Genomic DNA, 23,800 nt, shown 5'->3' on the forward strand with positions numbered 1-23,800 from the left:
TGTTTGAAAGACTCGCTAACGAACTAAACCGAAAGTCCCGCGCGGACTTACGGTTTTTATGAGCGCTCCCTAGGGTGCTCGGAGCACTCCAAGGAGCACATATCGGCGATCTTTTCATTTTATCAGCGAAATAAGAGAGCATATCAGCGATTTCACTACTTTTATCGGCGAAAAATCAATTTTATCAGCGAAACCGCGATTTTATCGGCGAAACCAGAATCCACGCTCCGTTTTTATAGCCCCAAAAACAAAAAAAGAACCATGAGCACCACCCCATGATTCCACTTTCCCTATCGATAAACCGTTCCATGTCCGTGGTGGTACCCATACCACGGGGAATAGCCGCTTTGTCCGTGATGATAGCCGTATCCAGGAGTATATCCGCCTTGACCATGGTGATAGCCGTACCCTGGTACATACGTGCCGTGTCCATGATGATACCCGTAGCCTGGGATATAGGTGCCATGCCCGTGATGATACCCATACCCAGGAATATAGCCGCCGTGACCAGTATGGTACACGGGTCTTCCATACGCTCGATACACCAAAAGCCCCCCTCATTCGTTCCTACACGATAGTCTATGTGGTGTGGCGGAGAGGCGATTGGGCGGTTGCCTAGAAAGTGCTCAGCGCTAGCTAGTCACAACAGTTGACCGCAAGTTCTGTAGCGTGGTCGTAAATGGAGCCTGCATGACACCTTTTTCCGTGATGATGCCAGTGATCAGCTCGTTCGGCGTGATATCGAAGGATGGATAAAGAGCATCCGTTCCTTCAGGTGCGATCGGTCGATTTTGAAACGACGTAACCTCTGATGCATCTCGAAACTCGACTTCAATATCCCGGCCAGTTTCCACCTCATGATCGATCGTATGACTCGACGTCGCTGTGTAAAAAGGAATACCGTTCGCTTTTGCGGCTAGTGCATGCATATACGTGCCAACTTTGTTCGCCAAATCCCCGTTCCCAGCAACCCGATCTGAGCCAACGACAACCTTCTGTACTTTTCCTCGACTCATCAAATAGCCAGACATATTATCGGTGATGAGCGTGTGCGGGATACCGAATTTCTTCAGTTCGTACGCGGTGATCCTCGCTCCTTGTAAATAAGGGCGCGTTTCACACGTATAGACGTGAATATGCTTCCCTTGTTCATGCGCTTTTCGAATCACGGATAGCGCCCGTCCTCCGTAGCCCGAGCCTGCCAGTGCACCTGAATGACAGTGCGTGAGGATCGCATCACCATCTTCGATCATCTCAGCTCCAAACGTTCCGAGCTCATGTTCAAATGCTAACTGTCTTTCAAGAATCTCGATCGCTTTCAACTCAATTCGATCGATGAGGTCAGTCCCTTCACCCGAAGCGACAGATAGCATCTCATCAACGGTTTTCATCAAGTTCACAGCTGTCGGACGCGTTTGCTTCAGCAGTGATCCAGTCTCAAGCACCCTTCGCAAGTTTCCATTCGACTGAAGCGCTGCAAGATAGATCCCCCACGCACCGCACGTGCCGATCGCACCAGATCCTCTAATCGTCATATTCTTAATCGCTAGAGCGAGATCGTTCACGTTTGTCGTCGCGTACACCTCTGATTTAAACGGAAGCTTTTTTTGATCGATGAAGTGAAGCTTCCCATTCTCAAACCAAATCGGTAAAAGAAGTTCTTGCTCTTGAAACGATTCAACCAACTTTTCTATTCGCTTCATATCTCCCACCCCTTTTTATGAATTTGTCACAGCCACTGGCGTGGTAGCTTTCAACTGCTGAACGATAAACGATTGCTTTGCGGTATCTTCTACGAGCGTCGCGATGTTATACGCTTTTTCAAGAGAATCGCCAACGGCACAAATTCCGTGCTCTTCCATCAAACATGCTTTAATCGTCGGATACGACTCAAAAACGCTCGTTACATTTTCCGCTAACGCTAAAGAGCCTGAAGGTGCCGTCCCAGCGACTGGCACATGTTCTAGAATTTTTCTAGCTGTAACGGTAGGAAGTGGTAGCTCTTGACCGAGACACGCGTAGCCGATCGAATAGTTTGGATGACAGTGGACGACCGCATTCACATCGGGGCGAGCGCGATAGATGCCGAGGTGAAAGCGAAATTCTTTCGAAGGGGTTCCAAATCCCTCGATCACCTCACCATCCATCGATAGAATCAGTGCATCCTCAGCCGTCACTTCTCCAAGACTCACGCCTGACCGCTTGATCAAGATCGCATCTCGATCTGGCAGGCGCACACTGATGTTTCCGCCAGTTGCCTGCGTTAACCCTCGTTCATACACTTTATGAGATATGTAAGCGAGTTCCTTTTTCATCAGCATCTCATTCATACATGCTCTCCTCTCACTTTTTATTGGACATGACCTGCTCGAAATAAGGTCTCAACTTTTCAGCGCGAACCAGCGGCTCCTGACAACGCTCCATTATGTCTTCAAGACAGTCGCTTACTTTTCGAACCACCTTCTCCTCATCGATCGTCATGAGTTTTCCGTCCCTCACCGTCCATTTTCCGTTAACCATGACAGACTTAACTGAACGACCATTTTCCTGGTGAACAAGCTGAGACACCACATCGCTTAGAGGAGACAGCAAGGTTGTCCTTCCATCTAGCAAAACCACATCCGCAAGATCGTTTTCTATGATCCTCCCAAGCTCATTTTCTTTCCCTAAAACGGCCGCACCCGACGTCGTCCCCATGTGAAACACATCTTCCGCACTGAGCCAGGAGCTGTAGTCATGATCCACTCGATGGATCAATGCGGTCAACCGTATCGCTTCAAACAAACTCTGATTCGACCCGCAGTTTGATCCATCCGTTCCAATCGCAACGTTCGCACCTTGTTTCATCAAAGAAGGAATCGGTGCGATCCCACTTCCAAGTAAAAGATTACTAGCAGGATTATGAACAACGGAGACCCCGCGACTTTGTAAAAGCTCGATCTCTGAAGGATTCAACCATACCCCATGTGCGACAGATAATGTTTCATTGAGTAAACCCGCTCGGTCTAGATGGCCGACTATCCCTCCGTCAAACGCGAAATCTCCCTGCAAACGCTGCGTCTTCGTTTCTAATAGATGCGTGTGCACACGAAGACCCTCCATCTCACTCAGTTCCCGACAAACCTTAAGCATCTCAGACGTACACCGCTGCGGCGCATTCGGCCCAAGTTGAAGCTCGATTCTTCCATCACGCTTATGATAGTTTGAAAGCAGCGATTGATAAAAGCTCTTCATCTCAGATGGGGTAGCACTTTGGGATTGAATTTTTAGCGAATCTGGCAAACCAATTTCAAAAAACTCCTCGTCCGGAACATCATGCATCATCGGTGCGAACGCGACCCGCATGCCTGACTCCTCATAGGCTGAAAGAGCCGCTTCTGATTTGCCGATATGCGGAAAATGATCGAGACAGCTCGTCACGCCAGACTTCATCATCTCGATACTTCCGAGCAATACGGAAAGGCGGATATCTTCCTCTTCAAGCGCATGACCGTACGCAACGGTATAGAGCGTCCATAGTTCGAGAGGAAGATCGTTCACCGTACCCTTCAATACGTTCGTATAGGAATGGTAATGACTATTCACCATCCCTGGGATGAGGATTTGACCTTCCGCTTCGATGACGTCATCTGCTATCTTTACAAGCTCTGCTAGGTAACTCGTTTCCTGTTCTGAGATCACCTTCTTAATCCGATTACCTTCTATTAAAATAGATCCTTTTCTGTTACCAAAAGAAGGATCATTCGAAACGATGAACGGGTGTTTAATGAGTGTTGTATGAGACATGACTTATGAATTCGCGACCGTAGCGCGCTCGTATGCTTCAGGACATGAACAGCTCTCCCGTTCCCCTGCAGCTTTGATCGCTTCTAGCATGAGTTCTTTCACTTTCTCCCGCTTACTCTCACTCACCGCTTTATGTGCTTTTAGTGATGGCTTTGCTTCTGTAACACCTGGGGCCATGTTCGTCGCGAGGGTCACGACCGCATAGCATATCCCGAGTTCACGTGCGAGCGAGGCTTCTGTCGCATTCGTCATGCCGACAACGTCCATCCCCCATGCTCCGAACAGCTGAACTTCGGCTTTTGTCTCATACCTCGGTCCGTCTACACAGATGAGCTTCGTCTCTTCACGAAGAGGCTCATCGATCGCAATGGCCGATTTTCGATACGCACCCTGTAGCTCTGGACAGAACGGTTCAGTAATATCAACGGAAAACTTCCCGTACGTTTTCGGGCGAGTCGTAAAGTCAACGAACTGATCAAGGAGTGATAGACTTCCGACCCCGATTTCAGGATTGATCGCACCGACCGCTGAAAAAGCGAGCACGCGCTGAATTCCGAGTTCTTTTAACGCCATCATGTTCGCACGGTAGTTAACGAACGGTGCGAGCGTATCGTGATGCTTTCCGTGTCTCGGAAGAAAGGTCACGTCTTTCCCTTCATAAACCGATTGAAACACTGTCACATCTCCATACTCCGTGCTAACTGTTTTCTCTTGCATCCCATCGAGTAAGTTGTAAAATCCAGTTCCACCGATGATTCCGATCTTCATTTTCAAAAACCTCCCTAATATTAGTGCGCTGCTAAACGCGCGTTCTGATATGGAACGGTACAAGCACAGTCCTGATTTCGCTCAAGGTCACTGAGCGTTTGCAACACGAGATCCTTCATCTTCCCCTTGTTTTCTTCCGCTACTTTTCGGTGTGCTTCGAGGTTCGGAGGCGTTTCGGCAAATCCCGTCGCCATATCAGTCGAAAGGGTGATCACTGAAAAGCAAAGTCCGAGCTCTCGTGCGAGCGCAGCCTCCGTCGTGTTTGTCATTCCAACAACGTCCATTCCCCATGAACGGAAAAGCTTTAGCTCATGCCGCGTCTCATAGATTGGTCCATCCACTCCGACGAGCGTCACGTCTTCATGGATACATAACCCGAGTCCTCTCGCCGCACTAAGAATGGAAGCTTTCATCTCGTTACAAAAAGGCTCGGTCATGTCGGCAGAAAACTCACCGAACGTCTGCTGTCTCCTCTTTGTCATATCAACGAATTGATCCAGGAGGGAAACAGCTCCAACCTGTATATCAGGATTGACCGATCCAACGGCAGATACCGCTAAAACGCGCTCGACACCGACCATTTTGAGTGCCATCATATTCGCTCGATAGTTCACGTCAGGTGCCAATACCCCATGCGTCGTCCCGTGTCTCGGCAGGAAATAGACTTCCTTCTCACCATGCTCTCCTTTAAAAAGTGTCACTTCTCCATATGGAGTTGTCATGGTCATATCCTCTAACGTGCCGAACAGGTCATAAAAACCTGTCCCGCCGATTAATCCTACTTTCACCCGATCTCCTCCTTAACTCGTTAATTTCTCCATCAAAAACGTTAACCCGTATGCGCCAAGCCATACCCCGAAGATTGCAATCACCCCTGAAAGAACAGGTGGCGCAGGAATCGGAAGTCGAATCACCTTGAAGATGATGCCGATCAACACCCCAGCTAAAAGTGCTAGCAACATCTCCTTCATGACTTAGCTCCTAAAACGGATTCCTTCTTCTCTTGCTTTTTCACCTCAGGAACCGGAAGCATGAAATCGAAGTCACACCCTTCATCCGCTTGAAGCACGCTACGACGATAAAGAAGCGGGTAACCACGGTTATAGTCTTCAAACACTGGAGGCGTCCAACGACTCTTTCTTTCCTTGAGCTCTTCCTCTGATACGTGCAGCTCTAGTTTTCGATTATCGACATCGAGCTCGATCCAATCGCCGTCTTGAATCAACCCGATCGGTCCTCCAACAGCAGCCTCCGGCGCAACGTGTAACAATACCGTTCCGAACGCTGTTCCACTCATGCGGCAATCCGATAAGCGAACCATATCCCGAACCCCCTGCTTCAACAGCTTATCTGGAATCGGAATCATACCCGCTTCTGGCATACCGGGTGCTCCAACCGGTCCAGCGTTTTGTAGCACGAGTACGCTGTCTGGTGTTACATCGAGATCTGGATCGTTGATGCGTTCTGCCATATCGGTAAGCGACGTGAAGACGACCGCTTTTCCTTTATGCTTAAGCAGTTCTTCTGTCGCGGCTTTTGGTTTAATGATCGCACCATTCGGCGCTAAGTTTCCTTTCAATACCGCAATACCGCCTTCTTTATGGAGGGGGTCATCGAGTGGACGGATGATATCACGATACACCTCGTCGATCTCAACGTCTGCTAAGTTTTCACCGAGCGTTTTTCCTGTAACCGTCAGTTCTTCCGTGTCAAGAATCGGCGCAAGCTCTTTTAGTACAGCAGGAACGCCGCCCGCATAGTAAAGATCTTGCATCTGATATTTCCCAGCCGGTCGCATATTCGCGATAAACGGTGTCGTCCGGCTATGTTGTTCAAAGTCATCCAAGCTTAATTGGAATCCGAGGCGCCTTGCGATCGCAATCAAGTGGATCACCGCATTCGTCGATCCGCCAACTGCCATCAACGTTTTGATCGCATTATGGAACGACGCTTCGGTCATGATGTCTGATGGCTTGATCCCAGCCTTCACAAGGCGAACAATCGCACGGCCCGTTTCCTGGGCAAGCCGCATCCGCTCGTTTTCAGTCGCAGGCGTTGCCGCTCCTCCAGGAAGCATCATCCCCATCGCTTCCGCGCACGCTGCGATCGTACTCGCTGAGCCCATCACCATACAGTGACCAGCCGTCGGTGCAAGACGTTCATTGATCTCACCAATCTCTTCTTCATCGACTGTACCTGCTTTGTATTCCTGCCAGAAGAAGCGGCAATCTGAACAAGCACCGAGCGTTCTTCCTTTGTAATGACCGTTGTTCATCGGACCACCGGTGAAGAGAATCGCAGGTTTATCCGCACTCGCTGCACCCATGAGCTGAGCAGGAGCCATCTTGTCACACCCACCGATCATCACGGTTCCATCGATTGGCTGTGCGGTGATCATCTCTTCTGTGTCCATCGCAACAAGGTTACGGTAGAGCATCGTCGTCGGACTCGTGAACATCTCACCAACTGAGATCGTCGGAAACTCAAGCGGCGTACCACCTTCCATGATGACCCCCCGCTTGATCGCTTCCACCATCGGCTTCACGTGACTGTGACAGCGATTGATCTCACTGAACGTATTACAAATGCCGATCACCGGCTTGTTGTAATCTTCCTTCTCATGACCGAGATGACGACTGAACGCCATCCTGATAAATTCACTGAACCCTGCATCTCCGTAAGAAGTTTGTGACTTCGTCAATTGTCTCCACCTGCGCTTTCTTTGAAATAGTCTAGTTCCCCGTCTTCTGTAAAAGCGATCGCTTCTGGTTCTGATACAACATCAATTTGCTCTCCCGCTTCTTCAATCACATTTTCTGAAAGATAAAGCGTCTCAAGGTCGAGCGTATTTTCAATAAAAGCAATCCGTAACGTGGAAGGATCTTCCACTGCTAAACTATCGATCGCCGTCTTCACGAGCTCCTCATCCGTCTCGAGTATCATCGGTATCATCGCACGCTGAACGTACGTACTCGTCAAACAGTTTAAATACGTTTTCTGTCGATCTACTTTTTGAAAAAGCCGCTCCGTTGTCAGATCTGCGAGTCCGATTCCAGTCGCGTTACCGTGTGAGGAATCATCGAGATCAAGAACCCCGATCCGTTTAAACGAAGGTGAATCGGGCTCTGGCACCCCAACTATTTTAGTCCTGCCAAGAACGTTTGTATCCATCCCAGTACCGCTGAAGTTCTTGCCCATCTTCTTTACGACTAAAAGATCCAACTTCTCGATCGGAATGGTAGGAAAATACGCTTTTGATTTCAGCAGCAGCTTCCGCTCACGTTCGAGAATCGCTTCTGGACGAATCACTTCTAAATGAGCTGTTTCATCATAGCTGTTCTCCACGATCGCGATGCCCGCAAGAATCTTACCAGAGTCGATCATACCGCTTCCGACTTCTTGAACCGTTTTCGACATGTTCGGGGGACCCTGGCGGTGCAGTTGGTTCGCGCCTTTCGCTTTTCCAAGACCTACCGTGATCATCTTTAGTAAGCCACTTTCATTCGGACCGCGGAAGGCTGTATGTAACTTCACCCGGTTCATCACGATGATGCCGTCTGACTCCCAGGCTGATTCATCGCAATAAAGAGTGAATCCACTTTCAGTTTCGCCGACTTCTAAAACCGTTGAAGAAGTGCGGACGGGACACCCAATCGCTTCTTCCGTGAACCCAAGACTTTCGAGCACATCCATCTGCCCTTCAGGCGTCCCACCGCCATGACTACCCATCGCACCGATGATAAAAGGTTTCGCGCCATGTTCTTTCAAATAATCGACGACCGTTTTCACGATACAAACACGATTCGAAATTCCCCGGCTTCCTACCGTAATGGCGATGTTGTCGCCACTCTGAACAGCAGGGAGCTGATTTCTCAGCTCCTCTGTGAGATGTTGCTCGATGTTTTCGATTTTTCCAGAAGGAAAACGCTGTTTCACCTTCACCATCTTTGGAGATGTCATGATTATGACTCCTTCTTACAGTTTGTCTGAAAGGGCGACGGATACGTACTTCATCTCAAGATATTCCTTGATTCCTTCGTGGCCGCCCTCTTTTCCGAGACCTGATTCCTTAATTCCACCGAACGGCGCTTCTGCCGTACCTGGGAACACATCGTTGATACCGATGATGCCGTACTCAAGCTTCTCCATCACCTTAATCGCTCTGTTCAAGCTGTTTGTGAACAGGAAGGAAGCGAGGCCGTAGTCCGTATCGTTCGCTGCTGCGATCGCTTCTTCATCGCGGTCGAACGTTTGGATCGGAACGACTGGTCCGAACGTCTCTTCTGACATGATTTTCATGTCGTTCGTAACGTTCGATAGAATCGTAGGTTCAAAGAAATACCCGCCTGGTCCATCCCACTGCTTTCCTCCAGTGAGAAGCATCGCTCCTTTTGATAGCGCGTCTTCCACTTGATCTTTTACTTTATCGAGACCGCTGTTGTCGATGAGTGGTCCAACATCGACGGACTCATCACTACCGTCTCCGACCTGTAGCTCGCGCACCTTCTTCTCGAGCTTCTCAACGAACACATCGCGTACGCTCGAATGAACGTAGAGGCGGTTCGTACAAATACACGTCTGACCGCAGTTTCGATACTTACTCTCAATCGCCTGATCGACGGCAAGATCGAGGTCAGCGTCTTCAAACACGATAAGAGGTGCGTGTCCCCCGAGCTCGAGCGCGAGCTTTTTCACCGTCTGAGCGCTATTTTCCATCAGTAGCTTTCCGACTTCAGTTGACCCAGTGAATGTCACGAGTCTGACCGCTGAGCTATCCATGATCTCTTTTCCAATCTCAGCCGCGTCACCGACAACGAGGTTCAACACGCCCTTCGGCAGCCCGACTTCTTCAAAAATCTTCACGATCTCGATCGCCGTAAGCGGCGTTTGCTCCGCTGGTTTCAAGACGACCGTACACCCAGCAGCAAGCGCTGGACCTACTTTTCTCGTAATCATCCCCGCTGGAAAGTTCCACGGTGTGATCGCTGCTACGACACCGATCGCTTTTGGCACGACCCAGAGACGCTTGTTTTTCTTAGACGATGGAATCATTTCTCCGTATACGCGGTTTGCTTCTTCTGCGTACCAGAGAAGGAAGCTTGCCGCGAATTCGATTTCTCCGCGGGCTTCCTTTAAGGGCTTTCCTTGCTCTTCCGTTAACAGGCGTGCGAGCTTTTCCTTACGCTCGAGCATGAGATGATACGCTTTATAAAGGTAAGTCGAACGTTCCCTGGCCGTTAACTCGGCCCAGGGTTCGAACGCTTCTTCAGCGGATTGAATCGCTAGCTGTGCTTCTTTCGTACCACCTGAAGGGATTTCAGTAATCTTTTCTCTAGTCGCAGGATTAAATACTTCGAGCGTCGTGTCTGACGTGATCCATTCACCGTTAATGAACATGCCTTTTTTTGTATCGACTTCGATCATTTAGAATTCCTCCTTACCCTTTTACTGTTTCTGTCATGGATGGGAACCAGTAGTCCTTCTTACGTTCTTTCTTCAGCTGATCCCACTCTGCTAGAATCTGAACCGCTAGATTTGCAACGCGGATACTTTTTTCAACGCCGCCGTACGAGAACTCATCGCGAATACGGTTCGCAACGACCGTACAAACCGATCCTGCTCGTAAGCCGTAAAGCCCAGCAAGGGTGAAGATTGTAGCCGCTTCCATTTCAAAGTTCATGACGCCTGCTTTGTTTAGGTCCTGTACTTTATCTTTAAAGAACGATTGTTCATAGCCGTTCAAACCAGTCCGGCCTTGTCCGCAGTACCAGGATGCCGTTGAGCACGAAACTCCAACGTGGTATGTATAACCGAGACGCTCAGCGGCTTCAACTAGTGCTGCCGTCGCTTCATAGTGAGCGCTCGCTGGGTAGCGATCGTCAACGTAGAACTGACTCGTTCCATCGTGTCGAACAGCTCCTGAAGAAATGATGATATCACCCGGATCGATATGTTCTTGAATCGCTGCTGTTGTTCCGACTCTTAGGAACGTATCCCCACCTAGTGCTGCTAGTTCTTCAAATGCACTCGCCGTTGATCCACCACCAGCACCTGTTGAACAAGCGGTGATGCCGACATCGCCAACTTTTCCGCTGAACGTACGGTGCTCACGATAGTTTGCGATTTTACGAGATTCCGTCCACTCTTCCCCGATCATATCGACGCGATCAGGATCTCCTGGTAAAAGCACGTACTTTTCAACGTCTCCTTCTTTACAGCGGATGTGATATTGTAAGCCTTCGTCCATTACCGGTTTCGATGCGTTTGATTTCCAATTTGTCATTTGTAAACCACCTCTTTTAAATTTTTGACTACGATTGAGCTGTTTTCATTGAACTCTAAAACTGGTGCCAAATCTGATAGATTTTCAACAGAACATAGTTTGATATCTTCCTTGCATCCGATTCGTCTCATCGTTTCCCCACTACCAGAGTCCTCGAATGCTTCGACAGTTCCTGGGTACCTTTTTAAAAGATGACTGCTGATCTTCCCGGAATCCTTCACAAGTGGAACACGGTCTAGCGCTTCTGCTGCTCGTTTTCCATACTCAAGCAAGACTCCAGCAGTGTACGCATCATCGAGCGCCGCAATCTGGCCGTTCTCTCGTCCAGCACAGACGATGACGACACCTACTCCTAACTCATCTGCCATTCGGACCGCTTTGTCCATCACGGCTTTTGCATTTCTTAGTGAACCGACGAGCACGTTCTGGTTACCCGAATTCCAAAGCGTGAATCCAGCGAGCGTACCATTCGTCGTTTTTAAGATGACGCGTTTGTCCTTAAGATCCATCTCATTGATGGAAATGAGCGACGGACTGAACTGTGCATGTGCGGACACATTGCCGTAGACATCTTCTGCACAGACGAGTGTTTCGCGATCAACGCCTTCTTCAAGCAGCGTCCGCTTTTCATCATCAGTCAAAATAATCTCTGAACACCCCTGGTCAAGCATCGTCACCATCGCGGTCGTTGCCCTTAACACATCCACGAGGACACACACTTGAGGAACGTCTTCCTTCACTTCTTTTGGCATGTAAGCCACTTCAAACTTCAATTCATTATCATCCATCCATAAATCTCCCCCTTCAAAGTAGTTTCATAGATAGTAATGCTACCGTCAGCGCACACCAGGCAGCTCCGAATGTGATCCCTTTCGCGTTGTAGTTGATCGTACGGATATACGTCCGGTCCTGGTAAGCACCGTATCCTTTTGCTTCCATCGTGTTTGCCGTCGTTCTGACGCGTCTAATCGCTCCCATGAGAAGGGGCAGCGTGAATCGCTTCAAATTCTCGGCTTTGTTCTTTAGTCCTTTTTGCTTTCCTACCCCTCGGATCGTTTGCGCAGCTTCGATGACTTTCGCTTCTTGCTCAAGCGTCGGAACGAAACGTAGTGCAACGAAGATCGAATACGCATAGCGATAAGGGACCTTCATTTTTTGCGTTAAGGAAATGACGATATCACGCGGATCGCTCGTCGCTACGAAGATGAGTGACGTTGTGAAGATCGTTAGAATGCGAATCGTAATCGCTAGTGCGAAATCGAGTGATTCGGAATAAATCGCGATCGGACCTAAGTTGTAGAGCAGTGTTTCACCAGGAACAAGGATCACCTGTAAGACGAAGAACCCGATACTGAACAGCAGCATGATCCAGATGCCTCGAAACACAAAACCAAGACTTAATTTCGCAAAAATCAATGCGACCGTGAGAATGGCTGCGAATAACAGGAGCTGCGGAACGGCCGTCTCGTAAATGAATACAAGGATCGAGATACAGACCATCCAGACGAGCTTTGTGACTGGGTCAAGAGAATGCATGAATGATTTCTTCTCATAAAATTGGAACGCTAAGCTCATAAGACTTGTTTCACCCTCTCTTCAGTTTGTAGAAAGTCATCGATCGTGATTACCGCTTCATCCGTTAGGGATGGCACCAATCGTTTCGCAAGGAGTGAGATCGGCGGTTCGATCAACGAGGCTTTCGTCAGCACGTCTTCATTCATAAAGAGTCGCTTCACATCGCCGTCATAAATCAGTTCACCCTGGTGCATGACGAGCGCCGAATCGGCCCACTTACATACGAGGCGAATGTCGTGCGTGATCATGATGACCGTCTTTCCTTGCTTTTGAAGATCTTTACAAAGCTCAAGGAGCTTCGTTGCACTCGCATAATCTTGTCCTGTCGTAGGCTCATCGAGAATAACGATGTCCTGACCTAAAATCAGAGAGGCGATTACACTGAGACGTCGCTTTTCGCCCCCACTCAGCATGAATGGATGTTTGTCTTTTTGATCGAGCAAGTTTACGTCCATAAGCGCTCGGACACCTTGTTCTTTAATCTCATCAGGCAGTTCGTCGTCGCTTTCGATACCGTGCTTTACTTTCAAACTGTAGATCGCTTCTTCGAACACATTGTCCGCTACGAATTGGTGTTCAGGATTCTGGAACACGTACCCGATATCATCGGTCATCGAAAGAAGATCACGCTTGAACGTATCGTTTCCTTTCAAGAAAACTTTGCCTTTCGGCGGGCGGATGATGCCCATCAGATGCTTCACGAGCGTCGTTTTACCTGATCCGTTCGTCCCGAGGATCGTGACGAAATCGCCTTTTCGAATGGAAAAGTCCACGTTCTTTAATGCCTGTGTCCCGTTCGGGTAGTGATAGTCAAGGTTCTTCACTCTCAACACCTCAGGCTGTATTTGAGGCACATCGCTTGAAGTAAGCGTTGAATGTTCCGAATGCCACCTTCCTTCAAGTTCCTCGACAGCATCCTCAACTGAAATCGGAAAGCGACCGAACGTCATCCCTCTTTCCTTCAACTGAATGGCGAGCTCTGAAATCTCCGGCACCCATACGCCCATGTCCGTCAGCTGGTCAATCGATGTTTCTAACACTTCCTGCGGCGTTCCGGATTGGATGATCGTCCCGTCATCCATCACGACGACGCGATCGACAAGATGCATGATGTCATCGATTTTGTTTTCGACTACAATAATCGTGTGGCCGAAATCTTTATGAAGCACTTGTAATAGGTCGAAGATGTCTTTTGTCGCCTGCGGATCTAGGTTCGCTGTTGCGTTATCGAGTACTAAGATCTGCGGCTCCATCGCAAGGACGGAGGCGATCCCAACCTTTTGTTTTTGCCCGCCAGATAGCTCGAACACTTTTCGATGCTCAAAGCCTGTCATCCCAACTTTTTCAAGACAATCCTGGATACGTCCACGGATTTCAACAGGATCAACCTTTAAGTTTTCAGGAGCAAACGCTACTTCATCTTCCACGTAGATGTTACAAAGCTGCGCGTCGGGGTCCTGGAACACAAGTCCCATGCTCGTGGATAAGTCTTTAAGATCGAGCTCTAGGACGTTTTTCTGATCGACGTTAATTTCTCCACCGATCCTTCCCTCCATCACGTTCGGGATGATGCCGTTGAACGTCTGGCAAAGGGTACTCTTTCCGCAACCGCTCGGCCCTACGATCAAGACGAACTCACCTTCATTGATTTCAAGGGAGCAGTCTTTTAAGACCGGCTCCGTCTCATCTTCATAAATGTAAGTGACGTCCTTAAGCTGAATGATGGGTTTCATTCACATCCACTCCCTTCTTCTTCTGCTGTTTATGAATGTTGAATCCTTTCAAAATATCTGTACGTACGAGCAAATCACCGATCATTTTACTCAACCAGCCTGACAAGATCACACCGCTTAGGCAGCGAACCGCAAATGCGATGAGCAAGATCGCCATGCCCCACTTGTAATAACCGAACCAGAAGGCTGCGATGATGAACCAAAGCGGTACAGCGAGAAGTCCTGCAACTCCAGTACTGAGCCAATCCCAACGCTTGTAGCGGAACATCATGAATCCTAACTCGACACCCAGGCCGTCTGTCATCGCTGCCGTCATGGAAATCAGGCCGTTCGGATTTCCAGAGATGATCTGAACCACACCAGCGAGTGTTAACGTGAAGAACGCTGCTCCGGGCTTTCGAATGATATACGCTGCAAGAACTCCCGAGATACTATAAAGTCCTAATGTGATCGACGTTAAAACTGGACCACCTAGTGCAGTTAGAAGCTGATTTAACATAGCGAGGTACGTCATTGCGACTCCGTTTACGATTGCGAGGATCGCCATCAATACGATATCGACCGTTGTAAGCCCTTTCATTTTTCGGCTAGTGGAAACAGCTTGTACTACTTTACTCATTCAATCTTCCTCCCTTTTTTTGTAAATGTACGTACGAACGTGACGACTGAGTATGTACCCCCCTTTATCCTCTTTTTCGAATGGCATTGAATTCAAAGTTGTCGCTTAAATAGTAACTGTCCGAATATAAGACAGGTTGTCCAGTATTGGAATAGTGCGTCTGCTTCAGTAAAAGAAGTGCACATTGTTCTTTAAGATCTAATTTGGATGCAATTTTGTCGTCGCTGATGACGGCTTTGATGGAACAGACTGAAAAGGATACGGTGAGGTCAAAGTTCTCTAGGAAGTCGAGGAGAGATTCATAATAAATCTCCTGGTATTCATTCTCCATCCCTAATCGGTATGGGACGTAATCTTCTACGTAGACGACAGGATCATCGTTCGCCGTACGTACTCGTTCGATGTAGAAGATGTTTTCTTCATCTTCTTTTAAGGAAAGAATTTTCTTTATTTCTTGTGAAACAGGCTGAACAGAAGACTCGACGTTCACTGTTCCAGGATTGTACCCGTGTGCTTTGATGATGTTCGTCGAACTTTCTAATGTAGAGATGTTTGTTTTCAAGCTGTTCTTCGATCCGATCACGAACGTTCCAACACCTTGTCGACTGAACAAGAAGCCTTCTTGCTCTAACGTACGGATCGCTTCACGGATTGTATTTCGACTAACTCCCAACTCTTTCGATAGCTTTTGCTCGGAAGGGATCTTGTCCATCGGTTCTAAACTGTCATTGATCAAGTCATAAATCATGTCTCTGGCTTGTAAATATAATGATCTGGTTGCCAATTTCATCAAAATCACCACTTTTTGTAAATTGGAACAACCTCCAACGTCGGTCGTCCTACAAGTATTATAATCACAATTTTCTAACGATTACAACACGAAGTTTCAAATTTATCTGATTTTTTAAAATATAATAACAACTTATTCCAGAACTCTGTCAGATGTTGATAATATTTGGAAGATAAAAGCCCGATGAACCCTGACCTCACAACGTTTACCACTATTTGTTATTTTTTCGAGAAACAAAAAAAATGACCCCCTATTCAGGAGTCATTCTTCAACATAAGGAATCGTGAGCGGTCCGAGCGGCAGCACCGCGACCGACATGTCTTCCCCATACGTATTCTTTAATTCTTCTAACGTCTCTTCCATGTTGTGGATCGGCTTCAACATAGCACCCTTCACCTGTTCTTCTGTAAGCTTCGAGTACACGTGTACATCTGCCCACACTTGAATCACCGCTTGCTTCTGTACCTGCCACTGATCGAACATCTTGAATTCCGGGTTGTTGATCATGTCGAGCAGCTCTTGTGGACTGTCTGCCATTTCGAAGATCTTCGAATAGTTTCCGTGACTCGGTAAGCCATCCGAACACTCAGACGCGACGAGAATCGAGCCGCCTTCTTTTACGATCTTATGCGCGGCACTCATACCTTTTACAGCTTGGTATAAGTTTTGGTCGAGCGGATAACCGGAGTTCGACGTGATAACAACATCGAACCGTTCATCGCACTTGACCATCGCATGCTCCTTCGCATACTCACAGCCTCTGTCATGCGCTTCATAAAGTTCTCCTGCGAACACTTCTGTAATTTCTTTTTCTTTATTTAACGTCACGTTCAGCATGAAATCTGCTTTACACATCGCATTGATCTCTCTCGTCATATCTTGAACAGGATTATCGACCATGTTTCCCCAGGTCGCGAGCGGGTCACCGATCATACGCGCGTTATGAAACGTCATGATCGTTTCGATTCCGGCGATACCAGGCATGATGCCCTTTGGACCTCCTGAAAACCCTGCGAAGAAATGCGGTTCGATGAATCCCGTCACAATTTTGAAATCTGAGTTCACATATTCTTTGTTCAAATACACATCGCAGCCAAACTTACTTTCACCGAGGTTCACGAGCGTCTCCTTGTCGTGACACTGGTTGTTTATGATGCGGATGTTATCGACAACCCATTCCCCTAGCATCCCGACGAACTCTTCACGCGTCTGATCACGGTGAGTACCAGTTCCGTTGATGATCACGAAGTTTTCAAGCGGAACGTGACTTAGTTCTTCAATCAAAAGTGGAACTAATATGTGGTTCGGCGTTGGTCGCGTGATGTCGCTGATGACGATCGCGACCGTATCGGACTCCTTCACCATCTCTTTTAGAGGCGGTGTGCCGATCGGATTCTTAAACGCTTCTTTAATGCTTTCCTTTTCGTCATCAAGTGGCTTCAAATTCTTTGGTTCGACCATGAATGCGTTTTCAGGCAAATCGATGGTCAAGTTCTCTTTTCCATAAAGTAATGTCGTTTCCAAGTTCGCTCCCTCTCTTTCTCTAACAAAGATTACTCGTTGTATACCCTAAAAGGCGCTTACTACGCAGATTCAACCGCCTTACGTTCAGCTGTTTTCTTTTGTTCAGTCTGTTCAGCCGTTCCGTCGATGCCTTTATTTCGCTGATAACGATCGACGAGGATGACGGCGATCGGACATAGGATCGCTGTTGTAAGTGTCGCGATGGATATTTGTGCTGTCGCAATCGCAGCGATACTTTGAAACGACGCCGCTTCCCCAGCGGACATCATGCCTGAACCTGCAGAAACGGACGCGGCTGCTGCGATCGCGGCTGGAGTTGCCGCTGCGTTACCTGCCGTTGACGCTTCTGAAACCGGTGCAATGTAACTTTTTTCTTTGAATAGTTTAAAGACAAGAATTCCTGTACCACCTGTCAGAACGGTCGTTAGGATACCGATCGTTAGACCTGCTGCTACAACTTCTGGGTTAAAGAAGTTTGCAAGGTTCATTCCAGCCCCTAATGCGAATGCGAAGAATGGAACGGGAAGAATTTCTCCAGGCTTTAAAAACTCTCTGATCTCACTGTCTAGGTTACCAAGCAGCATTCCGATCGCAATCGGTAGAAGCACAGCAATAAAGGCGATGATTGGAAAGCTTGAACCTAATAATCCTAGCGCAAGAAGCGTTAAAAATGGACCATCGTTTAACGATAGAATCGCGACAGCACCAACATCTGAACGGTTTCCATATTGACTCGTCAATGCGGCGTACATTCCACCGTTTCCATTCGTCATCCCTGCGATGATCGCAAGCGTGGATAGTCCGAATAAGCCTGACATCGGATCGAAGAAATATCCGAACAATAGACCAACAGATAGCCCTGTAAGATACTTCGTCGTCGTGAGCAGCACACCTTTTTTCAGTGCGGATCCGCCAATACGTAAGTTCATCTGACTACCAGCCGAGAAAAGGAAAAGTGCGATCAACACGAGTGCACCGTTTTTGAAGAGTGCTTCAGAAAAGCCACCGATACGAAGCATTTCGTAATACCCTTCTTCAGTTGGAGAAACGCCGAGCGCTTCTAACGCATTCATGATAAAAGGAAGGTGCATCTGGTCGATCGTGTTGATCAAGGCACCAAACATCAATGGGACAACCATCAAACCACCAGGAACTTTTTCAATCGTCTGCTTAATTCTCATAAAACAAGACCCCCTTGTTTGTTTTGAACATGACTATGGAAAAACGATCGAACGACTTGTTCTGTACTGCTTTCTAATAAACGTGACGCTTCCTTCATCGCGGCATCTAACGTCATCGGCCGGTTCACCATACTATGTACGCCTATGACGCCATAAGGGTAAAGAGCTTCGATTCCGTCCCCAACAGAACCAGCGATAACGACCGTCGGAATACCAAGGTCATTCGCTGCTTGCGCAACACCCATCGGCGTTTTACCGGATGCGGTCTGTGAATCGACCTGTCCTTCACCGGTTATGGCGAGTTCCGCGCCGACGAGCTTTTCCTCAAGATCCGTATAGGCGATCACAACGTCGATCCCTCGTTCCATCCTAGAAGGGAAGAACGCTTGAAACGCACCGCCTATTCCTCCTGCTGCACCTGCGCCAGGCTTGTCATGAAGTCTAACGCCTGTTGTGCGCTCAACTTCGTCTGCCCAGTGCTCGAGGTGTTGATCTAATACCTCTACACCTTCAGCACTCGCACCTTTTTGAGGACCAAATACGTAAGAAGCACCAGATGGTCCGATCAGGGGATTTTCAACATCCGAAGCGATGAGAAACGTGCTGTCTGCAACTCTCTCGTCAAATCCCTCCAGGTCGATTTTACGAACGTGTTTTAGATTACCGCCTCCAAAGCCTACTGAGCCACCTAATTCATTTAGAAGACGAGCACCCAATGCCTGCAGCATACCGGCACCGCCATCGTTCGTCGCAGATCCTCCGATCGCAAGAATGAATTTCCGGTATCCGTCATCAAGCGCCTCAGCGATCAGTTCACCTGTACCGTATGTCGTCGCGAGAAATGGGTTTAACTCCCCCTTCGGCACGAGGCCGATTCCTGAAGCACTCGCCATCTCGATCACACACGTTTCACCATCACCAAGAATGCCGTACATCGCTTCCACGTCATCACCAAGCGGTCCCATCACGGTAACGCTTCTCGTAAAACCGCCTGTTGCGACGACAAGCGTCTCTAACGTTCCTTCGCCGCCATCTGCGATCGGAACCATCGTCGCGTCGCTTTCAGGGAGAGCCTTCTTCACTCCCCGCTCGATTGCTTCAGCAGCTTCAACGGCCGATAAACTCCCTTTAAATGAGTCTGGAGCAATAACAATCTTCATGTCTGCACCTCCTAGAAAACGCTTTCATCTTACAACCAATTATACGTCCCTTGACGAATGAATGCGTTGTCTATAATGTATAAAAAAGATACAGATTCATCTAAATATTTTGTCAATAGTAACTAAAAGGAGGTTCGTCACCTATGTTAACGAGAGAAATCGCCAAAACGATTGTCATTGAGACCTCACTCCGCCTGAACCGAAACGTGAACATCATGAACGAAAAAGGCGTCATCATCGGTTCTGGGGATGCTGAGAGAATCGACCAGATCCATGAAGGTGCCCTCGAAGTACTGAATTCAAAAGAGCCTTTAGCGATCTACAAAAATGATGATGGAAAATGGCGTGGCACCCAACCTGGTCTCAACCTTCCCATCTCATTCCAAAACCAAGTGGTCGGTGTCATCGGAATCACCGGAAATCCTGATGAAATGAACGATGTTGGCGGCCTCGTAAAAATGACGACGGAACTCATGATCAAACAGGAATTTATCGCACGGCAGCTAGAATGGAAGCAGCGAACGAAAGAGATGATCATCGAGGAACTGTTGAGGTCCACCCCTTCCTACGAACAAATTGAACGTGGGATGAAATTGATCGAACTCAACCTCCCTTCTCCCTATACGATTTTAGTCGTTCAGATTGGCAACCGCTCCATGCCGAATCATGAGTTGATTCAACGGATCGAACGTGGTATCCCGCAACACGATGCGCTCGTTGGCTTTATCAATGTGAACACGTTGTTTATTAGCCTCTGTGGCGTAGGGGATGAGAAAAAGCCTCTTGACCAAATTTCTTTAGAACTGAACCGGCTGTCTCTCGATTATCGACTTGCCGTTAGTAATGTGATTAACACGTTCGATGACTTCAGCCAGGCCTACCAGGACTGTAAGCTCGCACTCGAGATCGTCACTGATCAACAGCTTATTTTTTATGCAGACATTGAACCACAGGCCCTTCTTCATCAAACGAATTCCGCAGAAGCCGTTCGGTTTCGAAAAAGAATCGTCACGAACACCGTCGAGAAGTATGCAAGTACCTTAACAGCCTTTTTTGAAAACAACCTCAACATCCAACAAACGTCTGAAGCGATGTTCATCCACCGAAATACGCTCGTATACCGCTTAAATAAAATCACAAAAGACACGGGCTACGACCCGAGAGAATTTCGAGATGCGCTGACCCTTCAGATGGCGCTGTGGATGCCGGAGAGCAGTGATTAACAAATGATACGCTATAGAAAAAGCACCTGTTGAACAGATGCTTTTTTTGTGCTTAAAATGGTTTCCTACCACACGCTATACATGTAATAAACCCCAAACACTACGCTGACAAGTCCTGCGAATCGCGTCAGGTTGTAGTGAATGCTCTTTGATTTACTCAGCAGAAATGGTACCGCGAGAACTGTCGTGAAAAAGAGCATTCCAACAACGGTCCCAAGTCCGAACATAAGAATGTACAACGCGCCTTCCCAGATGTGATCGACGGATGACATCGTGAGAAGAACGAGCGCACCGCTTCCCGCTAACCCATGAATACTCCCGATTACGACTGACTTCAAATACGGAGATTTCTGATCGTGTTCGTGACCTGCTTTCTGCTTCCTAGCAAGTACGATACTCTTAAATCCAAGATAAACGAGCATCACACCGACGATCACTTCCATCCAAAGTGACCATCCCTCAGGTATCGTGCCTTTCAGCGCGATGACCATGATGCCGACGATAAAAAGCGTCGCTGTGTGACCCATCCCCCAGAAAATTCCCGCCAATGAGGAACGCCACCATTTCTTCGTATTGCTCGCAACGGTCGAAACCGCAATCACGTGATCTGGTTCGATCGCATGTTTGATACCAAGGATAAGTCCAACGAATAAGACCGACATTAAGCTGCTGACCATATCTTCCCTCTTTTCTTCAAGTCTAGCGTACCGACTACTATCAACTCTCCACTTTCGTAGGAGCTAATTCAGACGCAATCCTAATCGCTTCTTTTAACGATTTTTCATCGGCGATATTCTTCCCAGCGATATCGAACGCAGTCCCGTGGTCTACGCTTGTTCGAATCGTTGGAAGTCCGACCGTGATGTTAACCCCAGACTCAAGTCCCAACACCTTGATAGGTCCATGACCCTGATCATGATATTGCGCAACAATGATATCAAAATCTCCTCGTCTTGCCCTGAAGAATAGTGTATCTGCTGGGAGCGGTCCCACTACATCGATTCCTTCCATTTGCGCTTTTTCAGCAGCAGGGATAATCTTCTCTTCTTCTTCACCGTTTCCAAAAAGTCCGTTCTCACCAGCATGAGGGTTAATGCCGCAAACGGCGATCTTTGGGTTTTTGATCCCTGCTTTTTGTAAGGTTTCGTGAGCGAGTTTGATCACCGTGTATTGACGCTCTACGTCGATTTTGTTAACTGCATCGATGAGACCGATGTGCGTCGTTACGTGAATGACACGTAACCCAGGAGCTGAAAGCATCATCGCAAAGTCTTTCGTATTCGTGAGCTCTGCTAGAATTTCCGTATGTCCAGGATAGATGTGACCCGCCTTATGAAGCGCTTCTTTATTGAGCGGTGCCGTACAGATCCCTTGAATGACGTTATTGTTCGCAAGTGAGATCGCTTTTTCTAAATAGCGAAAGGCAGCATTCCCTGCATCCGCTGATACTTCACCCCATGGCAAGTCTTGTTGTACAAGATCAAGGTCGATAACATCGATTGTTCCATATGTGAAAGATGCTTCATCAGGGGTTGAAATGCTTCTCACTTGAAGATCGACCCCCGTTACGTCGATTGCCCTCGTGAGCATCTTCTTATCTCCTATTACGAAAAGCTCGCAGTTCTTATGGATCGTTTTATCGTCAAATGATTTCACGATAATCTCAGGTCCTACACCGGACGGGTCGCCCATCGTAACCGCGATCAGTGGTTTCGTCATCATCATGTCCTCCCTTTTCCTACTCTTTCATTCAATAAATGAAGTGGCTGTCACCGAATCATGTTTTAAAAGTTCGATTGCCTTCACGAGTGCATGTTCACTTCCGAACGAGCCTGCTTTGGTCACAAGGGGCAACCCCTCGTATCTTCCGCCAAGTAATTCTCCGTAAGGGAGGCCATCTTCAACTTCCCCTATAATCCGGATGCCTTTACCATTGAGTACATGACACGCAGCACCCGCGATATCTCCTCCAGTTAAAATGGCACCTTGAAGGGATTTTTGATCGATTAACTGACCAGCAATTTCTCCAAGCGCACCTGCGATCCAACTTCCAACGTCTCGATTTGTGATGGCGAGAGACTGCTGCACCTCTCTTACCTTACTGACTGCTTCCTTGTCTCGTTTCGTGGAGACGATCACGTCACCCTGCTCCAGATAGTTGGTTCCAAGCGCTACCGCTCGATCGATTTCTTCATGTCGTGTGAGTTCACTTAGAAACTTCTCTGGAGAAATAATGATTTCTTGAATCGCTGTTTTCTCCTTCAGTTCCTCCACTTGTCGATGTGTCGTCGCACTAATACTTCCTGCAATGACTAAAACAGGACGATTAGAACCGTGAATTCCCTCCATACTTTTATGCTTTTGAATCGACTGACAAAGGTGATAAGCTATTCCAGCCGACCCAACACAAAGGACATCTTCACTAAGACGATTCATCGCTTCAACGATCGTTCGCATTTCTCCATCTGTCTCAGCATCAACGACCACGATCTTCGATTTCCCATCAGAAGCCACTTCTCTCATCGTTTCAAAAAGTGAATGTTGCCCTTTTCGAACATCCTCTTTCCGGATGAGTTCGATCTTCCTACGACTCTGCTCTTGCAACAGGTCTGGTAAGTAACTCTTCTTCACTGGACACGTTGGATCGTTCGCTGTTTCTGTTTCTGCGAGCGGAACACCGTCTACATAATGGACACCATCGATTGTGGTTCGCTTGCTTTTCGGAAAAGCCGGGACGACGAAAGCGATAGAAAATCCATACACATCCATCACTGCATCAATTTCTACGCCAATGTTTCCTCTCATCGTAGAATCAATCTTCTTGAATACAGAGCCGACGCCTAACTCATTCAGTTGCTTCGAGAGGTTCGTTACGATCTTGTACGCCTCCTCAGCTGCCAGTGCTCGACTGTTTGAATTCAATAAGGTAACATCACCATCAAGATACCTCGGCTGCAACTCTGTATCAGGAAACAACACGGTCGTGTCCAAGCCCTGCTTCGCAAATTGAACGCCTGTATCGTTCGCACCCGTTAAATCATCTGCGATCACCGCTAATCTCAAACCCAATTTCCCCCTTCCCTCAATCATCGTGTTTCTCTCTAAAAGCTTCTAACCAAAGCATGTTTTATTATCAAACAAATAAAACGTTTACAAGT

Annotated in this window: 23 protein-coding genes; 1 reads left to right on the plus strand and 22 read right to left on the minus strand. The window is 47.9% G+C overall.

Annotated elements, in window-relative coordinates; translation table 11 throughout:
- Positions 1-290: 290 nt before the first annotated feature.
- From ACXAEY_RS15305 to ACXAEY_RS15395, 19 genes are all read right to left on the minus strand, one after another.
- On the minus strand, positions 291-545 hold the full coding sequence (locus ACXAEY_RS15305) for a hypothetical protein (RefSeq protein WP_474813061.1): 255 nt from the start codon (positions 543-545) through the stop codon (positions 291-293).
- An 87-nt stretch (positions 546-632) separates the two neighbouring features.
- Entirely contained in the window at positions 633-1,703 is a 1,071-nt protein-coding gene (gene mtnA / locus ACXAEY_RS15310) for an S-methyl-5-thioribose-1-phosphate isomerase (RefSeq protein WP_474813063.1), read from the minus strand.
- Positions 1,704-1,718: 15 nt separating this feature from the next.
- On the minus strand, positions 1,719-2,330 hold the full coding sequence (locus tag ACXAEY_RS15315) for a class II aldolase/adducin family protein (protein ID WP_474813065.1): 612 nt from the start codon (positions 2,328-2,330) through the stop codon (positions 1,719-1,721).
- A 13-nt stretch (positions 2,331-2,343) separates the two neighbouring features.
- On the minus strand, positions 2,344-3,786 hold the full coding sequence (locus ACXAEY_RS15320) for an amidohydrolase family protein (protein WP_474813066.1): 1,443 nt from the start codon (positions 3,784-3,786) through the stop codon (positions 2,344-2,346).
- Positions 3,787-3,789: 3 nt separating this feature from the next.
- Complete coding sequence (locus ACXAEY_RS15325; protein ID WP_474813068.1) at positions 3,790-4,554, minus strand: MTAP family purine nucleoside phosphorylase; 765 nt, start codon at positions 4,552-4,554, stop codon at positions 3,790-3,792.
- Positions 4,555-4,574: 20 nt separating this feature from the next.
- Positions 4,575-5,342, minus strand: a complete 768-nt coding sequence (locus ACXAEY_RS15330; RefSeq protein ID WP_474813070.1) for an MTAP family purine nucleoside phosphorylase — start codon at positions 5,340-5,342, stop codon at positions 4,575-4,577.
- 12 nt (positions 5,343-5,354) lie between these two features.
- A complete protein-coding gene (locus ACXAEY_RS15335) occupies positions 5,355-5,525 on the minus strand; it encodes a XapX domain-containing protein (protein ID WP_474813071.1) in 171 nt (56 codons plus the stop codon).
- Entirely contained in the window at positions 5,522-7,255 is a 1,734-nt protein-coding gene (locus ACXAEY_RS15340) for an IlvD/Edd family dehydratase (RefSeq protein ID WP_474813073.1), read from the minus strand. The genes ACXAEY_RS15335 and ACXAEY_RS15340 overlap by 4 nt, the downstream gene beginning before the upstream one ends.
- Positions 7,252-8,514, minus strand: coding sequence for a nickel pincer cofactor-dependent isomerase, group 22 (locus tag ACXAEY_RS15345; protein WP_474813075.1), 1,263 nt, complete (start codon positions 8,512-8,514; stop codon positions 7,252-7,254). The genes ACXAEY_RS15340 and ACXAEY_RS15345 overlap by 4 nt, the downstream gene beginning before the upstream one ends.
- A gap of 15 nt (positions 8,515-8,529) precedes the next feature.
- Complete coding sequence (locus tag ACXAEY_RS15350) at positions 8,530-9,978, minus strand: NAD-dependent succinate-semialdehyde dehydrogenase (protein WP_474813077.1); 1,449 nt, start codon at positions 9,976-9,978, stop codon at positions 8,530-8,532.
- Positions 9,979-9,991: 13 nt separating this feature from the next.
- Positions 9,992-10,837: a nucleoside phosphorylase gene (locus ACXAEY_RS15355; RefSeq protein ID WP_474813079.1), complete on the minus strand. Its 846-nt coding sequence runs from the start codon at positions 10,835-10,837 to the stop codon at positions 9,992-9,994.
- Entirely contained in the window at positions 10,834-11,625 is a 792-nt protein-coding gene (locus tag ACXAEY_RS15360) for a 2-phosphosulfolactate phosphatase (RefSeq protein ID WP_474813081.1), read from the minus strand. Before ACXAEY_RS15360 ends, ACXAEY_RS15355 begins: the two co-directional genes overlap by 4 nt.
- A gap of 16 nt (positions 11,626-11,641) precedes the next feature.
- Positions 11,642-12,412 carry an energy-coupling factor transporter transmembrane component T family protein gene (locus tag ACXAEY_RS15365; RefSeq protein ID WP_474813083.1) on the minus strand — a complete coding sequence of 257 codons (771 nt, stop codon included), beginning with the start codon at positions 12,410-12,412 and terminating at the stop codon, positions 11,642-11,644.
- Positions 12,409-14,145, minus strand: a complete 1,737-nt coding sequence (locus ACXAEY_RS15370; protein WP_474813085.1) for an ABC transporter ATP-binding protein — start codon at positions 14,143-14,145, stop codon at positions 12,409-12,411. The genes ACXAEY_RS15365 and ACXAEY_RS15370 overlap by 4 nt, the downstream gene beginning before the upstream one ends.
- Entirely contained in the window at positions 14,123-14,764 is a 642-nt protein-coding gene (locus ACXAEY_RS15375) for an ECF transporter S component (RefSeq protein WP_474813087.1), read from the minus strand. Before ACXAEY_RS15375 ends, ACXAEY_RS15370 begins: the two co-directional genes overlap by 23 nt.
- 64 nt (positions 14,765-14,828) lie before the next feature.
- Positions 14,829-15,554: a GntR family transcriptional regulator gene (locus tag ACXAEY_RS15380; protein WP_474813089.1), complete on the minus strand. Its 726-nt coding sequence runs from the start codon at positions 15,552-15,554 to the stop codon at positions 14,829-14,831.
- 261 nt (positions 15,555-15,815) lie between these two features.
- The gene (gene larA / locus ACXAEY_RS15385) at positions 15,816-17,078 is read right to left on the minus strand and encodes a nickel-dependent lactate racemase (RefSeq protein WP_474813091.1); all 1,263 of its coding nucleotides are present in this window, start codon (positions 17,076-17,078) and stop codon (positions 15,816-15,818) included.
- A 59-nt stretch (positions 17,079-17,137) separates the two neighbouring features.
- Complete coding sequence (locus tag ACXAEY_RS15390) at positions 17,138-18,259, minus strand: 2-keto-3-deoxygluconate permease (RefSeq protein WP_270181163.1); 1,122 nt, start codon at positions 18,257-18,259, stop codon at positions 17,138-17,140.
- Entirely contained in the window at positions 18,256-19,419 is a 1,164-nt protein-coding gene (locus ACXAEY_RS15395) for a glycerate kinase (RefSeq protein WP_474813093.1), read from the minus strand. The genes ACXAEY_RS15390 and ACXAEY_RS15395 overlap by 4 nt, the downstream gene beginning before the upstream one ends.
- 143 nt (positions 19,420-19,562) lie before the next feature.
- Here ACXAEY_RS15395 and ACXAEY_RS15400 point away from each other — a divergent pair, with 143 nt between their 5' ends.
- Positions 19,563-20,642, plus strand: coding sequence for a CdaR family transcriptional regulator (locus ACXAEY_RS15400; protein ID WP_474813094.1), 1,080 nt, complete (start codon positions 19,563-19,565; stop codon positions 20,640-20,642).
- Positions 20,643-20,707: 65 nt separating this feature from the next.
- Here ACXAEY_RS15400 and ACXAEY_RS15405 read toward each other — a convergent pair whose 3' ends face one another.
- The 3 genes from ACXAEY_RS15405 to ACXAEY_RS15415 are packed head-to-tail and all read right to left on the minus strand — an operon-like array spanning position 20,708 to position 23,705.
- Positions 20,708-21,319, minus strand: a complete 612-nt coding sequence (locus ACXAEY_RS15405) for an urease accessory protein UreH domain-containing protein (RefSeq protein ID WP_474813096.1) — start codon at positions 21,317-21,319, stop codon at positions 20,708-20,710.
- Between the two features lie 40 nt (positions 21,320-21,359).
- On the minus strand, positions 21,360-22,367 hold the full coding sequence (pdxA, locus tag ACXAEY_RS15410; RefSeq protein ID WP_474813097.1) for a 4-hydroxythreonine-4-phosphate dehydrogenase PdxA: 1,008 nt from the start codon (positions 22,365-22,367) through the stop codon (positions 21,360-21,362).
- A gap of 21 nt (positions 22,368-22,388) precedes the next feature.
- Complete coding sequence (locus ACXAEY_RS15415; RefSeq protein WP_474813099.1) at positions 22,389-23,705, minus strand: four-carbon acid sugar kinase family protein; 1,317 nt, start codon at positions 23,703-23,705, stop codon at positions 22,389-22,391.
- Positions 23,706-23,800: the final 95 nt, after the last annotated feature.

This window comes from Anaerobacillus sp. ABA4_114 (assembly GCF_056159065.1).